The organism is Paenibacillus sp. FW507-14B1B (genome assembly GCF_058781425.1).
The window spans coordinates 99,473-120,772 of record NZ_JBYSWS010000002.1; the positions used below are offsets into that span (position 1 = coordinate 99,473).

The 21,300-nt window shown below is 42.3% G+C and carries 7 protein-coding genes; all 7 read right to left on the reverse strand.

Features of this window, described 5'->3' with window-relative positions:
• Positions 1–43: 43 nt before the first annotated feature.
• The 7 genes from AC3WJJ_RS08605 to AC3WJJ_RS08635 all read right to left on the reverse strand — a co-directional run bounded on the left by AC3WJJ_RS08605 (position 44) and on the right by AC3WJJ_RS08635 (position 21,083).
• The gene (locus AC3WJJ_RS08605; RefSeq protein WP_492539768.1) at positions 44–5,455 is read right to left on the reverse strand and encodes a glycoside hydrolase family 2 TIM barrel-domain containing protein; all 5,412 of its coding nucleotides are present in this window, start codon (positions 5,453–5,455) and stop codon (positions 44–46) included.
• Positions 5,456–5,490: 35 nt separating this feature from the next.
• Entirely contained in the window at positions 5,491–9,456 is a 3,966-nt protein-coding gene (locus AC3WJJ_RS08610; RefSeq protein ID WP_492539770.1) for a family 20 glycosylhydrolase, read from the reverse strand.
• Between the two features lie 95 nt (positions 9,457–9,551).
• Positions 9,552–14,714: an endo-alpha-N-acetylgalactosaminidase family protein gene (locus AC3WJJ_RS08615; protein WP_492539772.1), complete on the reverse strand. Its 5,163-nt coding sequence runs from the start codon at positions 14,712–14,714 to the stop codon at positions 9,552–9,554.
• 266 nt (positions 14,715–14,980) lie between these two features.
• A complete protein-coding gene (locus AC3WJJ_RS08620; protein ID WP_492539774.1) occupies positions 14,981–15,994 on the reverse strand; it encodes an S-layer homology domain-containing protein in 1,014 nt (337 codons plus the stop codon).
• 184 nt (positions 15,995–16,178) lie between these two features.
• The gene (locus tag AC3WJJ_RS08625; RefSeq protein WP_492539775.1) at positions 16,179–17,816 is read right to left on the reverse strand and encodes a response regulator transcription factor; all 1,638 of its coding nucleotides are present in this window, start codon (positions 17,814–17,816) and stop codon (positions 16,179–16,181) included.
• Between the two features lie 27 nt (positions 17,817–17,843).
• Positions 17,844–19,037, reverse strand: coding sequence for an ABC transporter substrate-binding protein (locus tag AC3WJJ_RS08630; RefSeq protein ID WP_492539776.1), 1,194 nt, complete (start codon positions 19,035–19,037; stop codon positions 17,844–17,846).
• 258 nt (positions 19,038–19,295) lie between these two features.
• Positions 19,296–21,083, reverse strand: a complete 1,788-nt coding sequence (locus tag AC3WJJ_RS08635) for a sensor histidine kinase (protein ID WP_492539778.1) — start codon at positions 21,081–21,083, stop codon at positions 19,296–19,298.
• Between the last annotated feature and the right edge of the window lie 217 nt (positions 21,084–21,300).

Consider the following 21,300-nt stretch of genomic DNA (forward strand, 5'->3'; position numbering starts at 1 on the left):
TCCAAGTCTTACCGCTCTAATTCAATCTGTTAACTTACATGTTCTATTGCAGTATTTTTTGTGCGATAAATGCAAGGTCGCTAATGTCTACCTTACCGTCTTTGTTCACATCAGCCTTCTTGAACTTGTTCCAATCGGAATCTGCTGATGTTTTTCCGTAAGCTGCCGCAGCAATGGACAAGTCACCGATCGAGAATTTACCATCCCCGTTCAGATCACCGATCTCTCCGGAAGGTTTAATAACAGATTCTAGGAATGTGTTGAGTGCATTCGTCAGTTCAAGAATCGATTGATCTACTTCGGATTGTTCAGCACCACTGTTATCAGCTACACTTTGGGCTTTAAGAATCGCAGCCTGAAGTACTGCTTTAGAACCAACTGGATACTGACCTTCCTCAGTTCCTTCTACCGCTGCATCCAGTTTAGTCTGAGCATTGGTAATGAGACTGATCAGTGCTTCTTTATTAACAGTTTCACCTTTCTTGATCCGTATCTGGTGTGAACCGCCAGATAACTCTTTCTCCTCACCAAGACTATTAGCAATCTGAAGTTTAGCAAGCGTAATCGTTGCCGTTTCCTCTTTTTCAGCTGCACTTGCACTGAAACGAAGTTTTAATGTATCTCCTTTGGCTTGACTGCCGTTCGGATTCGCAAGAATAATGCGAACTTGACCAGAAGATTGTAATTCATTGACAATCATCGTATCCTTGTCTGCTGCTTCAGCCGATATATACTCGAGCTGACTAGGATCGTAAGTGAAAGTCAAGTCTTGTGCAAAAGCTTCCTGTGGTGTCTTACCCATGCTGTAGATCAGGTCAAAAGTCTTCCCAGCTGTAACTTCCTCTGGGCCTGAAAGATGAGAATCTGGTTCTTGAACTTCACCTTTGATCAACTTGGCATCCGCCCAATCACCATGATCTTCGGAGTTGCCATCGCCGTTGTCGTTCACTACAAGTTTGAGTTCCTTCACACCCGTAACATCTACACTAAGCTCTTTTGCTTGAGTAGCTGCCCGCATTAATCCACTATCAAAAGCTTTCTCACCGTCCAGGAATACCTGGAACACAACAGTGTTCTTCCCTGCAGCAGTACTACTAATTTCTTGGTCAACGCCAACGATAGCCTGGAATGTTTTAAAGTTTTGCCCCGTTAAATCATAGATCACTTCCGAATTAGCGTGTGTACCAATACCCTTCTCATAAGTTACTGCTCCTGTAGCCCCTCTTAAACGGATCGGGTTACCTTCCACACTCTTATCCTTTTGTACGGTCATCCAACCTGTGGTTGCACTTTTCCAGTCCATATCACTAAGATAGTAATCCACCACATTAAACTTAATTTCATACGTTTGCGTTGTCTTCCCATCAGCAGACGTAGCCGTAACTATAGTTGTTCCCGTCAAATCCTTAGCAGGTTTAATATCAATAATGACACTTGCACCTGCAGCTACTGCTGTAACGACCGGTACTTTCGTAGTGCCACGAAGTACATTGTAGGTATAACTAGACTTTTCTGGATCAAATCCCGTTAAAGGTTTTCCATCTACTTTAATCGCTCCAACCAGATGAACTGTTGAGACACCTTTACTTAAGCTCATGAGATCTGTTGTATTCGATGGAATTGGTCTAAGGGTATAACTGTAGTTGTAAGTCTTATTCGCTAAGATCATATACGGAGCATGAGGTTTGGCTCCCCAGCTGTTGTCTCCTCCGACACCCATCTGCTTATAATTCAACCTGAGTGTTATATCTTCACGATATGGCACTTCATGTGGATGTCTAGGTCCATCCAGATCCTCTGGTGTATGATGCAGTGCATTTGCCTCAATCGTTGGGCTACCAATAGCCATAAGCCCTGAACCATCATTATTTGTCAGTGCAACCCAACGAACGTCCGTCTTATTCCCCATCTCTGAAGGTTCAATATAAGGGAAGAACTGATCTTTAACTGTTCCACTATACAGTCCAACATCTGCGCCTGAATTACGATCCTGATAGTTCTCGATTGGACCGCGTCCATACCATGTCATTTGTTCGAACTGTCCAGGAATGGTCATCATATTCCCTACTTCAGGAATTTCTGGCAGGCTTGATGATCCTGGCTTAAGCTCACTAGATACCTTAACATCACCATTTCCAAAAATCGTAAATGAAGTTTTGTATGAAGATACGGTGGATGTAGGTAGCGTTTCATCCACATCAATTCTTACCGTCTTCTCACCAATTTTTGTAACTTGAACCTTGTTCACAGTTCTATTCTTACCGGCATTCTTCCAGGTTGCCACTCTTGAAGGGTGGCCATTTCCCTTATCGTTGTCGATTGGAGCTCTCCAGAAGTTCGGAACCGGTCCGTTTTTAATCAGTTCTGTTCCGTCATAACGGAAGGATTCAAGCGTACCTGTTGATTTATTAAATACAATTTCCATGTCTTCTGCTGATGCAGTAACGCGTTGATCATTCTCATCCACTGTCAAGTCAGGCATTTTGGATAGATCAAGTGCAGGCGCGCTCTCTTCATTCACAGGCAATTTGAATTGCTGCTTCGCAATTTCATGCCCCTTCTTCGCCCATAATTCGTCTTGTTTTAATTTGAAGCTGATATTAATCCAGTACTCTACACCCGGCTTCGCTGTAGGCATCTTGTAAGGAAGCGTAATTTGTTTAGTAGCAAGACCAGACGTATCCAGGACTGCAGCATCGATGACTCCTTGCTCAATCACCTGATTGTCAGCTTTCACTTCCCATGTCGCTTCATACTCATTAAGATTCGTGAACAAAAACTCGTTTTTCAGTTCAATTTTGCCTGTAGTTAAGTCAACTGCCTTTACTTGAATGTCTTGATATACCTGCTTTACTTCCCACAGTTCAGGCTGAACAATTCGGTCAGCGGTAATCAAACCATTCGACATGAAATTACCATCGTTCGGGGAATCTCCAAAGTCTCCACCATATGCGAGGTACTCGGTGGATTCGAGCGGCTCTGATTTGGCATCCGCCGGATTAAAGTCCATCCATAGCACGGTATTACTATCTGGTGTGCGTGCATTGTTGTTCAGCTCATCTAAAGTTAGTCCCTTGTTATAGACACGAACTTTATCGAACATCATGTTTGAAGTTCTGCCTAATTGAGCGTCTTTACCAATTGTCAGAGGATACGAACTAGCAGCAATATTTCCTGTAAATGCTTTCGTTGCAGCGATCTTTCCATCCACATAAAGTTTCAGATCCGTACCATTGTAAGAACCAGCTACATGATGCCAATTATTAAGCCAGTTGGTAGGCAAATCTGCAGAAACGGATGTCCATACACCGCTTCGGTAAACAAAGAATTCCAGCTTGTTATTCCCGTTCATCTTCAGCGCAAACTGCGTATCACCTTTGGCAATAATAGGACTATTTGCAATATTGGCAAGTGGCTTAACCCATGCTTCTACTGTTAAAGGTCCTGTAAGGTTATACTTTGAATCATTCGGCAACGTCACCGATGGAGCCGCGTTGTTGTTCGGCTTCAATACACCCGTTACATCCCCATCATTAGAAGCAACAACTCCTGTATAATTCGCTTCAAAACTCTGATTAGCATCCGTTAAGTAGGTTCGTTCAGATGGTGTTTTTACACGCACGGCCTGATCTACCCAATCCCAAATATGTCCACCTTGCAAGTTCGGGTACTTACGGATTACATCCCAATATTCTTGCAGATTACCTACGCTGTTACCCATAGCGTGAGCATATTCACACAAGATATAAGGACGAGGGTCACTGCTCTTAGCATAGGTCTCTACAGTTGTAACGGACGAATACATATGGCTCACCATATCCGTTACTCTCACATCGTTATATCCTTCATAGTGAATTGGCCGAGTCGGATCCAGACTACGAATGTATTCCGACTGTACGATAAAGTTAGATCCCGATCCAGATTCATTCCCAAGTGACCAGATGAGAACAGATGGATGATTCTTATCGCGCTCTACCAGACTTGCAGATCGATCTTTGACATTCTCTGTCCATTCTGGTTTATTCGTTGGAACTGAGTTCCAAACCCCATGCGTCTCCAGGTTCACTTCATTTAAAACATAAATGCCATAACGGTTAGCAAGGTCATACCAGAACGGATGATTCGGATAGTGAGATGTACGTACGGAATTCACGTTAAACTGTTTCATCAATTCAATATCTTTAATCATGAGGTCTAGATCCAGCGTTCGTCCTGTATCCGGACTTGTTTCATGACGGTTAACACCTTTTAGCAAAATTGGCTTACCATTCAGCTTCATTTGCTGCTTACCACTTCCATCGTCCGCAACCTCAACTTCAAACTCACGGAAACCGACTTTTGTTCCAGCAGCTTCGATTACACGCCCACTTGCGTCTTTCAGACTGAAGACAAGTGTATAAAGATTCGGAGATTCCGCTGACCACTTCAATGGATTCGTTACTTGTTTCGATCCACTGACTTCGATCTCAGACTTTCCGGTCACTTTGGCATCCATCGTAATTGGAGCTTGAAACACCGGTTGATCGTTCGCATCATACAGCATAGCTTCAACGGTATGACTACCTGGTGCTGAATCGACTAAATTACGAACATCTACCTTTACATTCAGGGAAGCATCTTTATACTGAGCATCCAAATCGGTGACTACGGTAAAATCCCGGATCTGCACCGATGGAGTGCTATAAAGGAATACATCTCTAATAATTCCGCTAAGACGGAGGAAATCTTGATCCTCTAGCCAGCTGCCGTCTGACCATCGATAAACTTCAACGGATAGCTTGTTTTCGCCAGTTTTCAAATAAGGGGTAATATTAAAGTCCTTGGCTGTGAAGCTATCTTCGCTGTAACCGACTTTCTGACCATTTACCCATACATAAAATGCACTTTCTACTCCTTGAAAGGAAAGAAATACCTGTCTACCATCCCAATCGCTAGGAATTGTGAATGTACGCTGATAAGAGCCGACAGGATTATATTCTGTTGGTGCAAATGGTGGTTGAACATTCGTGCTATTACCATTTCCCCAGAAAGGATAGGTTACGTTCGTATAAATCGGAAAGTCATAGCCTTGCAGCTGCCAATCTCCAGGGACTTTAATCTCATCCCATGTACTTGTATCAAAATTATCTTTGTAAAAATCGACGGGTCTTGAAGTAGGGTTCTTCGCCATATTAAATTTCCATTGTCCATTTAAGGATTGATAGTATGGTGAAGGGTTCTCTAGCATAGCCGATATCATATCCGCGCCTTTCAGCGCGGAATTGACATCACCATAGGGGATAAATGAAGCATGTGGAGCTTCCCGGTTAACTTGAAAAATTTCAGGGTTGTTATTCCATTCTGGATAATCTGCTGAGACGGCTGCATTCACTTTTAATCCGGAAAAACTGGAGGAAATCATAGATATGAGTAATAAGCACAGCATAGCTCGCCTTAATTTCATATTCTTATTCACCGTCCACTTCATTTTTTTGTTAGTTAATACAACCTTTATTCAATGACGATATCTTTTGCTATAAGCACCAGATCCGTCAGATCGATCTTGCCGTCACCGTTGATGTCTGCACGTTTCGCTGTATTCCAATCTGGGTCTGAAGAAGTTTTGCCATAGTTAGCAGCAACTATTGCAAGATCACCGATGCTGACTTTGCCATCACCATTCAGATCTGTGGAAGGTTCAGGATTCGTTGTTGTTGTAAACTCCACTTGTACAGTAGAAGGGAGTGCACTGGTTTCCTGTCCTTCACCGTCACCAAGCATTGCTTGCTTTACAGCAATCTGTCCTGTTTTAGGTTCTGTCAGATCCTTAGCTTTAAAGGTAATATCAACAAGATCGACATTTCCTTTAATTTCTTTTCCAGAACCTTGGCTAGCCAAAATCAAACGTACGCTACCTTCCGTACTCTTCGACTCTAGAATATCAACGCCGTCCACTAACGATTTAGCGGATACAAAATCCATTAGGGAGGAATCGTATTCAATGATGACATCCTGTGCATACACAGCATCAGAAACCTGGCTAAGAGCTAACCTTACGTCAAAATTCTGTCCAGTTTGAACAGTCTGCGGTGCAGTTAAACGAGTTGCAGCCTCCCCTGGAACATCTGAAACCACCGTTAGCTTGCTCACTGCTTTATGCCCACCAGATACGGTTGTAGCGGTAATATCAGCTGTACCTGCTTTAATAGCTGTAATGATAGCTTTCCCGTCTTTAGCTTGAACCGTAGCTACAGCCTCATCACTGCTGGACCAATTCACTTGTTTATTCGTAGCATTTGCTGGTTGTAGTGAAGCGGTCAGCGCTGCGGTTTCTCCTGGTTTCAGCGAAATCTCCGCTTTATCTAGCTCGATACCGGTTACCGCCACCTCAGGAACGTTATTGCTGTACACAAAGTCATCAAACACGGTGACTGAAGGACCGAATACTCTCGCGCCCATTTTCCCCGCTTCTGTCGGCAATTGTGCAATAGCACCTTCGTAATAAGTGGTGCCATTGACGATCAACGTCACATGCTTCCCTTCAAACTTCACTTTCACGGTCGCTGTTTCGCCCTTTTTCAATTTCGCACCTTGTGCATTTGACAATAAGCCATAGGTATCTTGAGCGTTAACCCAGTACCAAGCACCTTGATCAAAGCCTACAGATGCCCAAGCGTTATTATTGATATAGCGGAACAGAACTCCCGATCGAATCGCATCTGTCTGTGGAGTAACCTTAAACTCAATTTCTCCATCACCAATCATAGGAGACTGGCTATCGACAAACAGATTGTTCACACCATTAGACGTGAATTTAACAGCATGTTCACCTGCTTTGTCAGGTGCCTCTACAAGTTCCATCTTTCCGACACCCTTACCAATGACATGCTCCCAGCCATCCAGTGAATTATTCTCAAAGTTAGATGTGTATCTCACCGGCTCTGGAACTTCTACTGGATCATCTGGATTAGGTGCGTAGACTTCAAACTCATACATGGAGTAACCATACGTTCCAGCACGCTTCGTACCTAGCATTCGAACGTATCTAGCTTTTTCGGTTGGGAATTTAATGATTTCTACTCCCCCGACTCCAGCGTTGGTGGAATAAACATCTCGCCAGTTTTCTGCATTATCTGATACTTGAACTTTGTAGCCTTTGGCATAAGCGCTTTCCCATTTGAAGATAACTTTGCTTATGTCCTTACTCTCGCCAAGATCAACATAGATCCACTCGTTGTCTGTATATTTAGACGACCAACGAGAAGCACCTGAATCAATTTCATCCACTACAAGATTAGCTGGGAATTGAGGCACCTCTACCGAAGATGCTACTGCCGTTTTATGTGCAGCTAAGTTAATCGTCCAATCAGGTGATCCTGCCTCCTCCGCAATTTCTTTCCCTGAAAGGGTGCGATTGAAGACCTTAAACTCATCGAGCAGCCCCTTAAATGATTTCGACTTGCTGCCTACAACCGCTGTATGAAGATATGTTGTTTCTGAAACGGAGCCTTTTAGCTCCCCATCAATGAATAGAGAAGTTCCGCTTAAATCTCCTTTGAACGCAACATGTACCCAGCGCCCGACCGGAATCGCAGTTTTAAAGCTGAAATCGTAACCTTCACGGCTAAACCCTGCATTCGGGGTGCCTTTTTGCTTCAGTTTAAGAGCTCCATAAGCGGATTCCATCAATATCATCTCATCAGCCTGTTGCTCATCGAGCTTAACCCAAGCTGAGACAGTCCACGGAAGACCTTTAACCTTCAGAGGTGTCTCGATGTGATCCGTAACGCTTCCGAATCTCACCGCTTTCCCTGTTTTACCTTCATCAACATAAGTAGTGCCATTACTCTTTGTTCCATCGTAAGCATTGCCCGACTGATCACCAGTTGTCTCCGCTGCATCCTCAAACGGATAATGCACAACGACATCAGAAGCAGATTCAACTTCCTGCAAAAGATTAGTTCCTGGCCCTTCTCCTAATTTTGCGAATAATTGTTTGAACTCGGCATACGTGCCGTCTGTGGATTTTCCTCTCCACATCTTTTCAGCCAGAACAGGCATAGCCTGCTTTATGCGGTCGTGAGCATCGGCTTCACTCACTTTTTTGCCCATCATATCGTTCCATGCACCGAACATACCGCCAAGCAGATTCGGTTCACCTTCCTGAAGCCGAACATTACCTCCGAAGTGTGTAGGGTCCCAGTTGTTATACAGCCACTCGGAATTCAGATAATCATAGTAATATCCAGCCTTCGGCACGATGTACAACAGACCATCCACCGTATTAATGATTTTAAAGCCGTCTTTCACGGATTTGACCGGATCTTGCCATCCGTTATTCCAAGCGTTTACTGCAATATCCTTATCTACTGCTGTCGATCCAGGGAATGCAGATAAACTGCCCCACATTCTTGCTTTTTTCCCCTTACTCTTAAAATGTTCATTCATCGTGTTCAGGAATTGTCGATAATCCTCAAATGTGGATGGATCATTCGGAGCAAACTCATCTCCACCAAAATGAAAAGTTTCCGAATCAAACCAATTCCCATCTAGATATTCGTCCCATACATCCTTGATAAAATCGATCGTTTCTGGACGAGTAATATCAAGATGATCAACAGGTAAATTCTCTTTTACAAGATCTGGTCTGATCTTGGTAAACGAAAGTGCATGACTAGGCGTATCGATCTCAGGGGTTATATTAAGCCCTCTGATTTTTGCGATATCCTGTAAATCACGCATATCCTGTTTCGTATAGTGTCCATCCTTTGCCGCTAATTCTGGGTACTTGGTACTTTCTAAGCGGAAAGCTGTGTATTTGTTCCAATGTTCACGGCTATTGTCTTTAAAGATTTCGTTATCATTCAGATGAAGCTGAAAATCATTCATTTTGTAATAGGACATGAATTTTGCGTAATCCTTCAGGAAATCAATCGTAAAGAATTTACGCCCTACATCGAGCATAAAGCCACGCTCACCATACTTAGGAAAGTCTTTAGCTACCCCTTTTACAATGCTGGACTTCTCAGGGTCCTGCTCCAAAATTTGAAGGGCTGTTCTAGTTCCATAGAACACACCAGTCTCGGTGTTTGCATGGATTTTTACGTAATCTCCAACTTCAAAGAAATAGCCTTCCTTACCAATTGACTCATCTGCCGTCTTATCAATCGTTAGCAGGAAGTCGCCTTTGGAAGCGGATTTCGAAAGAACAATCGGAAGATCAAAGCCTGTTACTTCTTTCAGATCCTCCTGAAAGGCCTCTGCCGCAGCAGGGAGCTTGCATGAACAAACACTAGTAGGTATCACAATTTTGGAATTCGGTGTTAGCTTAAAAGAACCGCTCCCACCAGTCCACTCCTGCAAGCTAGGTATTACTTTTGGTTTAGCATTTTCTGATTCTGAAGCGGCTGCGGTTTGAAATGGAATGGAATATAGCAGCAGACAAAACACGGTAAAGGCATAAGCCCATCTCTTCATCCTTTTTCCCCCAGATTTTTAATTATTCGTACACTTTAAAAAAGCCAGGTACATCATGTTTTATTACTCACACATGTACCTGGCCTTGAAGCTGATTACTCTACAATTTTACGGGCTACAATAACCAGATCTTCCAATCCGATCTTGCCGTCGCCATTAATATCTGCTTTTTTCGCTTTCTCCCAATCTGGGCTTGCTGTCGTCTTACCATACTGTGCTGCAATCATCGCCAGATCACCAATCGTTACTTTTCCATCACCGTTAATATCGCCATCCGTAGTCGTACCCTTCTTAGCAATCTCAACAATGACTGAAGAATTAGAAACCGGAATTTCCTTACCTTGATCATCCGACACGAGTGCGTTCTTAACCGCAATTGTACCGTTCGTTGTTTGATCTAGATCTTTGGCTTTGAATGTCAATTCCAATACTTCGGCACTATTCTTAATTCCGTTGGTTGCACCTTCACTAGCTACAATGAAGCGAAGTTTGCCTGGTGTGCTGTTGATTGAATCGATAATACTAACTCCAGTGATTAACGAACGCGCATCGACATACTCCATAATGCTCGGGTCATACTCCACGTTAATGTCCTGTGCAAATATCGTATCACTCAGATTCTGGAGTCCGTACTGAACTCGGAATACTTCTCCTGCTTGAACTTTAGCTGGAGCAGTTAATGTGGACGCAGCTTGCAATTCACCGTCTGCTTCCTTGACAATAACTCGACTTGTCGCGGTGAATCCACCGTCCTCAGTCGTTACGGTAATGACCGCTTCGCCAACCTTAATACCTTTAACAACAGCATGACCGTCTATCTGTTCTACGGTAGCAACGGATTCGTCACTGCTGCTCCAGCTAACTTTTTTATTCGTTGCATTTTCAGGCTGAATTACAGCATTTAATTCTCCTGAGTTCCCTACTTTGATCTCAAGTTGTTCTTTGTCGATTGTCACATTCGTTACTTTAATTTGTTCTGACTCATCCACGACCTTAAACACATTCAGCTCCGCTGCAGATGCAAAATTACCTACACCCTCTACAGCTTCCAGTCTCAGATGCGTCGCTTCTACAGCTGCGAAACGAACGGTTTTGGTCTTCTCATCGCGTGCCAATGAGCCATTTGCGATTTTTGTGAAGTTCGTTCCATCAACACTTGTGTACAAATTGTAGCCTGTTATTGTACCGTTGGAAGCCCCTGCTCTAGGTTTGTAATTCATTTGATTGATGTTATATTTACCACCTAGATCTAGAGTAATAGACTCTGGTAAGTGAGCCGGGCTCCATTTGGTGTGCCATAATGTTGCTTCATCTCCATCAAGCGCGTTGCTTGGTTCATCACCAGGCTGGAAGCTACTTGCTGTTGCAGACATCTGAGACTGTGGGATTAACGCGTTCGGTGCATATACATTCACGGTTGCACTTGCACTTAACTTACTACCGTCTTTCGTCGCTGCGGTAATAATGGCCGTGCCCGTTTGATGAGCTGTCACTTTACCCGTTTGGTCTACGGATACCACGTCAGGTTTGTCAGAACTCCATTGCAATGTACGATCAAATGCATTAACCGGTTCTACACGTGCAGTAATGGATGCTGACTGTCCCTTATTAAGATCAATCTGTTTCTGCGTAATCGTTACTTTCGTGACCAGAACACCTTCTTCTGGAACGATTGCACCCTTATCATCAACTCGAATGTTATCGACGACAAGTGTACCCGTTAATTCCTTCTGGTTGTTCACTTTGTTTTTGATTATCGCTAGATAAGCGTCTTTAGCATTCTCCGTCGCAAAAGACAGATCCAGTGTATGACGTCCTTCTTTCAAATTCTCAGAAACCAAGTCACGAACGACACCATTCTCATTCACTCGAACAGCCACCGTATACATGTCAGTCTCGTCAGATTGATACTCCATCGTCAGATGGTAACGATTATCCTCTTTCATTCGAAGCGTGTGCGGAAGCGTACGTAGCCATTCGCCTGTTCCTTCTTCATTCGTTTTCAGCGACCATTTGCCATCCAGAACATAAGTCATGAACTGATTGCCGCCTTTTTCAACCAAATGGGTACGTACTGGACCCGATTTAGAATAAACGAATGGCCCCCAACCCTCATCCACATTCTCGAAATCCTCGAACAACACGGAATTACCTGCTTCAGTCTTGGTTGGATTTTCCCAGATCTTAACATCATCAAAGGTTACTGCTGCATTTCCATCTTCTACATTAAAGAAGAGATTCGCAGTTTCACTTGTGGCATCAAACGAAACCTTGATCCGTTGGAAACTTGCTCCCACGTATTTGTGCTGTCCAGATAAGTACTTATGCTCTGTGTTATCAAGCATATTAGTCACTTCATCGTTTCCTTGCTTTACACCAACTTCTACCTTACGCTTACCATCCACCTTGACCCATACCGATGCAGAATACGTCTTACCCGGTGTGAGACCTGTAAGTGTCTGCTCAATATGCGCATCTCCAGGACCTTTTACTTGAAGTTGGTCATCTGCATTACTGTTCTTCACGAAATTAATGTGATCTGTGCTCTCAGCTGTAGAAGATTTCTTCCAGTAGCCGAATTCTTGACTATCAAATCCCATGTCTTTCGCCGGACTTCCTTCACCCCATACCATTTCTGGCTCTTCTTGAGCCGTCGTCTTGTAAAGGGCATAACCAATGCCTTTTTCTGCTGTCAGTGTTACTTTTCCATCCGTAACTTCAACACTTCCAACATGTTTACGACCTAGGTCTGTGAGTTTGTACAACTGAGCTGTCTTTACACCATTCCATGATGCAGGAAGCGTCCATGTGGACTTACCACCAGCAGGATTCCAGTGATAGATTTTATTTTCCGTTTTTGGATCCCATGGAATAAATACGGTACTGTCACTGATGTTGCTGCTGTCTGTCATGATCGCAATGTCATTTCCATCCTTGCTTAAATGGATCTTGCCATCCTGCTTACGTTCAACGACAACATTCTTCTCAAAGTCGATGCGATTATCGGTCATCTTGATGATCGGGAAATACTGCATATACTTCGTTGGTAGATTGTGATTAAAAAATGCAGCGCTTGTTGATTGGTAACTGTAGAATGGTGCACTGTTCTGCCAGTAACCTACGCCTACCTGTTTATTTCCTTTAAGCAATGGAGTTGTTAAGAAACCATCAAGTGTCTCATTACGGATAAAACGAATGATTTTACTATCATTACCTTGGTTCGGATATCCGGGATCTGTTCCCCAGTGAACCCATGTCGACTGCTCGTAAAGTGGACCAGCAAACTCAGTACCAAGCATCCAGCCGTTTCCGTTAATATACTCTGCAAGCTTTTTCGCGTTATAATCAGCACCAGTGTACACATCCACATAAACAAAGGAAAGATTATCGCCGGTATCGCTTTTCAGCATATCGAGACGACGCTTTAACTCGCCAGATTCCACATCCTTCGTTTTGTTCACGTAGTACGATTGATCCAGCCAGCCCCATCCTTTACTTAGCGGTTGATTCATGTTTTCCATCTTGAACTCAAAAGCATCCTGCATATATTCCGTCGCGTTAATATGCACACCACCGCGAATATTGTATTTTTTCCCTTCACTTAAAACATAGTTAAAATCTTCAGCTCCACCTTGACGAATACCAATATGGCCACCGTAGTCTGGATGAGAATCATCGTGTCCTTCAGCTTGGTAACCTTTGAACAGAATCAGTTGACCAAATCCGTCTGTGAGATTCGAGATTTTCTTCGCATTATCAAAAGCTCGCAAAAACGGAGAAGTTGTAGTTGAACCAATATTCATACTGATGTATGAAATATTGTCACGAATCAGTTCACTTTGATATGGTGCATCAGCATGTTCACGGTATGCTATTGCTCCATCCTGCCAATCAACGATGCCGTCATTGTTTGCATCTGGTGTCAATACAATTTTAGCCCAAGGCAAAGGTTCTGGATCAAGGACTGTGCTTCCCCGATAAGTCCATGCCCCACCAGAAAGTGTCGCCTTCTTGGCATTCAGAGCCGTATCCTTCGCCACATTAACACGTACCTTATCAAAGCCATCTACAACATTGGTAATAACACTGGCTGCCAGTTTATCGTTGTTTAGAAATGCATATGTTCGACTTCCACTTACATCCGCTGCATCAGCTTTGAGGTCGCTGAATTCTTCCTTCACAATATTCCACTCACCTGTAATCCAAGCGGCTGTCTCCTGTGCTTTAGGTTCTGTTCCCAGCACAGAGACAAGATCATGATTAGGGAATTCAATTCTCTTGACCTTCTCTGATCCATTCTCTTCAATATCCGTTACATTAAAGTGAAGGACGTTATCCTTTAGTTCTAAGGCAACTTTAACGTTCACTTTAATTTCTGGAAGTTGAAGGGTGTAGGATGCCGTCTCCCCGTGAGTAGCATCAGCTGCTTTCTTACTAAAATCAGATGCCACAGGGAAATACGACTTCCCGTTTATTTTAATTTCATTAAATCCGTTTACCTGACCGTTCATTTCCGCGCCGTTGCCTGACCATATGTACTTCTTCACCCGCGGGAATTCCTTATCAACTTCAACCACCAATGCATCCGATCTGAGTGTTTCTGTAAGCTCAATTGGCTTTGGTACAGGATCAGTCGATACAATGGGTGTCACCTTCACATCGTCAATCAAAATAGTCTTATTATCATACCAGCTACGAAGTCCAATCTTACCTGGTGCAGTAGATAAGCTAGGAAGGCTTGTTGTAAGAATATTGTTGCCATCAATCGACAAATTCACGGTGTCTTTCTCATACCGCAATTTAAAGGTATATTGTTGGCCCGCTGCAAAGGTAAACGCAGGAGCTGCAATACCTCCATAGGTTTCAGCACCATTCTTCATGGCATCCCAGCCCCAGCTACCTGCATCATACTGAATAACGTTGTAGTTTTTCTCATCAACGAAACGGTAGATGAGTCCAAAACGTGTTGCTGCTTGACTAAATTTCAATTTCACCTCATATTCAGCATTAGCAACTGAAGGTGATTCTTGATCGGCTAAAATAACGGCCCCTTGTGTTACTGCCTTTACTGCACCTTGATCTGCCGTAAAAGTAGTCGTACCTTTCGCAGCTTTCCATCCAGCGATGTTACCATCATTGTAATCCTTGAAATACACGTCCTTATCTTGGGCCGCAAATACCCCAGCCGCTGGCAGACACATTTGTAAGCTCAACATCATCGTCAACAAAAAGCTAAGCGACTTGAAGCGTTTTTTCATTCCTACGAACCTCTTTTCACATTGAAATGATTGAAAAACTACTTTTTTTTCGCGATCAACATCCTTTTATTTCTTTATTTGTTTAATTTTTACATTTATTACCTATAAAGACCCCTCCTTCCCTATGAAGGCGCGTCATGGTATGCTTTTTTGGAATAACGTCTACCGCACTTTCAATTGTTGATATTCCCCACATCTATTTGATTCCGGCTCTTCGCTTAGCGGTATATGCGAAGAGCCGGTACCAAACCTTATTAAGATCTAAATTACTTTGAGTTTAACAACCGCTTGATAACGGAAGCGGATTCAGCTCTTGTCGCAGATGCTTTTGGAGCAAATGTAGTCTGTGTTCTACCTTTCATTAATCCTGATTTCAAAGCAAACCCTACCGATTTTTTAGCCCAAGAGCTAATTTTGCTATCATCTTTAAATGCACTTGTTGAACTAGAAGCCAGACTATCAACCTTTACACCCGAAGCATAGGCTTTCGCTCTCATCAACATCGTTGTCATTTCTTCGCGGGTAATGCTTTTATCTGGGGCAAACTTCGTTTTAGACATACCACTAATAATACCAGCTGCATATGCTTTCTTAACCGTATCTTCGTACCATACTCCAGCTTTCACATCTGTAAACGGATTTGTTCCTGAACCTTCTTTCAGGTCTAATGCTCTCGATATAAGAGCCGCAAATTGTGCACGGGTAATGTTTTTATTCGGCGCAAAGTTGTCAGCATCCATGCCCTCAACAACTCCCTTTGTTACCATCTCCATGATATCCTTCTTCGCCCAGTGTCCTACGATATCGCTGAATATCTTAGTAAACTCCGATGATTTATTTGGGGTAAATTCTTGATCCTTCAAATTACGATCCAGCATTTTAAGCGCTGTCCATTTCACAGCTGTTGTACCTGCTTTTTTTGCTTTAAAAGTGATGGTCGCAATATCCAAATTACCCTTCTCACCATTCACATTCCCAATCTTAGTGTGGGCTATTGTAATTTCATTATCTTTAACGATCGGAGATACTGAGAAGCCTTTAATCTTTGTCTCTGCTTTTACAATTTCAAGAACCTTCGGATCAAAATTAAATTTGGCTTCATAGGCATATAAGTCTTGAATGTCTTTTCCCGTCAATGTAACTGTGAACGTAGAATTAGCCGATTCTGTTGCCGATTGCTTCATTTCAAAATCTGAGACTTTTTCCGCTGAGACTGTATTCAGCCACATCGACGAACATAGTGTACAGATTATTGCTAGCGTGAATGATTTGCGTTTCATAAGAACATCCCTTCTCCCGGAAATTTTATGTTTGAATACGTTATGTATAAATCCCCTCTCTTAATAACTCATCCTATCCTTATCATATAAATTCTGAAAGCGGATACACATGATCTATTTTGATCAAAAAATGATCATTTTTGTTTTCCCTGATTTTTTCGTGATTTATTTCATAGACTAGCCATCATTCTTTCTCTTTCCGATAAGCTAATGGGCTGACACCCGTGATTTTCTTGAAGATCCGGCTAAAATGTTCAGGATTTACGTATCCAACCTGCTCAGATACTTCATAAATTTTCATACCGCTTTCCAGTGCCTTTTTAGCTTTCTCAATCCGTAGATTGGTCAGAAACTGAATGAAATTAATACCTATTTCTTTGGAGAATTGTTTACTTAAATAACTCTCGCTTACACCAACAACCTGACTGATGTTAGATAGATGAATGTCTTCATTAAAGTTTTTCTCTAACAGTTCCTTTGTCTTAGCAACAACAGGACTTAGCGACGGCTCTTTAGGTTTGTATTTTGGATGAAGTTTCTGATGAAGATTTTCTAGGAACAATCGGCACCAATGCACTGTGTTCTCCCAGATCTCCTGTTTATAGATGTGATCCGTAATTGGATATGGCAGCTGATCATGAAGCTTTTCCCAAGACAGCCCTTTTTGATAAATTAATGCACTCGCTTCCCAGATCATATCGACTAGGTCTGATTTGATATTGTCGGGCGATGAAGGATATCGCTGAATTAGGAAGCTCGAACAACGTTCATATACCTCTCGCCACTTTGCCCCATCTGATTCACTTAACGATTGCAATATTTCTGTTCTAGCCAAGTACCATATCTCTTTCCAATCATTCACTTGAATAGTTGGGCGTCTTTCAGCTTCAGGATAAAATAATCGGTTATATCCTTGGTAATAACTTAAACCTGCTAATCGTTCAGCTTGTCGGAATAATCGATTCCACTGCTGATGACCATCCGCGATATCACTGATCCCCATCGAAAGATTTAGATTTATGAATTGCTTTAACCTCATATTCACATCGGACAGAATCATTTCAGTCAATCGGCGAATAGCCATGATGCTGCATTGCTCGGGAAAAGAAAAGAATAATACATAATGCCGATCATCGTACCTGCATACATGGCATATTCCTTCGTTTCTACTCCGGTTCGTTACGGAACGGATCGTCTGCATGATCATTCGGTGTGAATCTTCAAACTGAATAGAATCCGATAACCTGATAAGCGCAACCTCTAGATTTTTCTCTCCCATATGTGTCCGCACAAGTTCCATTGAGGCAGTTAGATCTTCATCCTCACCCGACACTTCGAGGGAATCGGCTAGAGATAGTCTGTGAAGTACAGAACAAATGCTAGCCTCCACATCTTCCGATGTGGATATTGATTTCGAGGAGCTTTGTCGTCTCTTCAGCTCATCGACCGTCTTCGTCAACACGGGGGCGATATACGTCTCATCTAACTTGGCTTTAAGCATGTAATCAAACGCGCCGAGTACAAAAGAATCTCTTACGAAGGAGTAATCTCCGTAAGCACTCAGCATGATGGTTAACGGTTGATTCGAAATTGAAGTATTATTAATTGCTTCGAGTAGCTCTACACCGTTCATATGTGGCATATGAATGTCTGCCAGGACAAGATCGACATCCTGTCGACTTTGTAACATATGGAGCGCCTCTTTACCATCTCCTGCTTCTCCTGCAATCTCGAAATCCGTCGATGCAAGTGAAATGTATTCCCGAAGTGCTAACCTTGCTAGTGGTTCGTCATCAACAATGAGAGCTTTATATTTCGTCATAGTTCCCTCCATAATTGAGCCTTATGATTACTTCAAAGCTTGAACCGCTCTTTCCCAGTCTTGATTCAGTTTCTGTTGAATATCGGACACCTTAGCTCCTGAGAATATTTCTTGTGCCGCTTTTTTTTCATCGAATTGTACTGCGTTTTTCACTTTTTCAAATTTCTCATCGATTCCAAGATACTTGAAGGGCTCAAATGGATGCTCTTCTTGAACCTTTTTAAAGAACGGTAGAATCGATTCGATATTTATTAGTGTCGATGAATTTTGCGAATAGTTAATATACACTTGATACACATCTGGGCTGAACACCCATTCCAGAAATGCTTTGACTTCCTCTGTGTTCTTTGAATTTTTATTAATCGCCATATACTGATCTGGCATCGTGATAGCTTGAAGACTCTCAGAAGTCGATTGTCTCCAAGGTAATGAGAATGCATCTAAATCTTTATCACTATTGGTCTTCGACAGATGATCTCTTAGATACCACTGTCCTAACGCAAGCATGGCCGCTTTATTCGTTTGAAACAGTTGCTTGGCTTGATCGAAACCGATATTAAGGGCATCAGGCCCTGCAAGTTCATGCTCTGCCATCTTCTTAATCATCATTGCAGACTGTTCGAATGGAGAGTCTTTCCCGAATGGTCGTTCCTGCTCAGCGATGAATGACAAGTAATTCTCATTGCCGGCTAACAGCGGGGGTCCAAATTCGGTGAAAGGATAGAATGTCCAGCTATCCTTACCACCGATCGCAATCGGAATGTATTTACCATGAGCTTTGATCTTCATCATCACATCCATAAATTCATCCGTCGTTTGTGGAATTTCAACGCCGACTTCCTGAAATATACTCGGATGGTAATAGACATATTCAGAGAATGATACAAGAGGTAAGCCAAGGATTGAATTATCTAACTTCGCAGGATATTTATTTTTGTTCGCTGCAGTTAATCCGTCCAGTGGTAGAAGCGCTGCTTTATAGGTGATCAGATCAGCAGGCTTCAAGTAAAATATATCGGGTAAATCATTAGCTGCTAATCGAACCTTTAAGTATTGACCGCTATTATCTGGGATGGTCTCGACCTCAACGGTTACATTGGGCTTAATAATCGAATACTCCTTGACCTTTTCAGTCCAAAATTCGATGTCACTCTTCGCTTCCCACATACCAAATTTAATTTTTATTGGTTGATCCTGATTCACTTTTCCTTGTTGTTGCATTGTTCCTTCCCTTGGGCTGATATTACTTAAAGAAAGAACACAGCCCATGAAAATAAGAGAAATGATTCCTATAAAGGATGCACGGAGTAATATTTTCACTTCGATTAATCACTGCCTTCAAAAAAAGTTAAAAAGTATTAAAGTATGCGCTTACAAGATTGAACACCATCATACCTCCTCTGAAGTCACAGCTGAATGATGTTTTCCGCCTAGACATTGATCTTTTATGATCCTCCACTATATTTTCACTTTACCTCCTTACCCTAACATTTGATCCTGAGCTTCCTCTGTCGTATGGATTAATGGTAATCTAATCGTTACGATGGTTCCCTGAGGCTCATTCTTCCCGTACTTTAAACCGTAACGCATCCCGTAGTGAAGCTGAATCCGTTTATGAACATTCCTGTTTCCCATGCCACTGAATGAATGTTTATGAGGACTGCCATCACTATCCAATGAAAGAGAGCTCGTATCCGCCATCCCTACACCATTATCTGCAATGGTTATCAGGAGATCTTCCCCTTGTTTTCGCACGACAATCTGAATCTTCCCGGGATAATCTACATTCTTGAGGCCATGAATAATGCTGTTCTCCAAAATCGGTTGTAACAATAGCTTCAATATGTAGAAACCCGCTAAATCCCCCTCCACCTTCCACTCTGTTTGAATCGGTCTTCCGAAACGAATTTCCATAATGTACAAATAATGTTTCAAATGATCCATCTCCTCATCAATCGTAGTCAAGATTCCACCACGATTAAATGAAGATGCTAATAAACGTGTCAGCGCATGTGTCATATTCCTGATGTTATCTGCTTTACTGATCAAAGCCATAAATTTGATTGAATTAAGCGTATTGATTAAAAAGTGAGGATTAATCTGCGACTGAAGTGCTGCAAATTCTGCCTTTCTCTTCTCGATTTCCTGTAATTCGTGATGACGTAACAAGTCTTGCACACGATCTGTCATATGGTTAAAAGATTCGCCAAGCTTAACCAGCTCCTGACTACCTGTGGTCATAAATTTAGCATTTAAATCTCCCTCTGTTACCCGATCCATTTGACGAAGAAGCTCGCTTAACGGCTTCGTCACATTAGATACTAAGTAGAAGGACACCAGAATAAATGCCACAATAATCATGATTGCAAAAATCCATACGATATAATTCACGCTCAGATAATTGGCTGTTAAATCTGCATACGGAATCGACTGTACAAGCCACCACTCCGTCTGATTTATCTTGGCATACGTGATCAAATTTGTATTATCTTCATTCACATCTACAAAGTAGCCTTTGTCCTGTGGGCCTCGATTCACGAACCAATGCATTGGGAATTCACTTCCTCTAGATGCAAGGGTGTTGGAGGAGACGATTCGCCCACCTTCCGTAACGATGTGTAGAGTGGATTCCGTATTATCCCTTGATTGCAAAATATGATCAAAAGCACTGCTCTCAAACGTAAATAAGATCATTTCTAGATTCGATAAAGGGTTGATTACACTTGGTGATAAGGCGGCCACCATATTATAAGGATTGTAATTTCCATATAGAACATTAGGCAACATACCTAGAAAATGAACACTATCCGCATTTTTCAGAACCTGATCATACCATGGTTGCTTACGGAAATACGAGTCATCCATGTTCAGGTTTTTTAAGTATGAATAAGATTTATTGTCTTTGAAAAAAAAGTTCACCGATAGCACACGCCCTGAGATGGATGCAGTATACTTCTCAATTAACACCTTTAACTCATTACTTGCTTGCTGTCTTTCAATTCCTGTCGTTTGATTCATTTCATAAAGCTTTGCCATTACATCTTTGTCCATGCCGATCGAAGCGAATAGCCCTGTCAACCTGCTAATCTCCTGACTAACAGAATACGATATCGCTTGTGCAGTCTGCTGAGATCGTGAAGTATTTTGCTGAAGAATGTCTCGTTCATAAATATTTAGAATAATGATGGAGAATAGAATGATCGGCAGAATGACCACAAGTATAAAGAACAATCTCAACGTGCTAGACATCCGCCAATTTTTTCTCATAAGTTCCTCCCCTTTAAGAGATAAGCTCATATACTGTCACTCCCACCTCCCTTGGTATATGGATGAAACATATTCCCTCTATTTTGTCTAACTTCCTGCATGCTGACAAAAGTACTCACAATGTTACAAATACAGACTTACATAGCAAGCAATTCTGAGCAAATCCCCGCTTTTCGACATCGTTTCAAACCTCTATTTTGCACAAAAAAGAACTGTC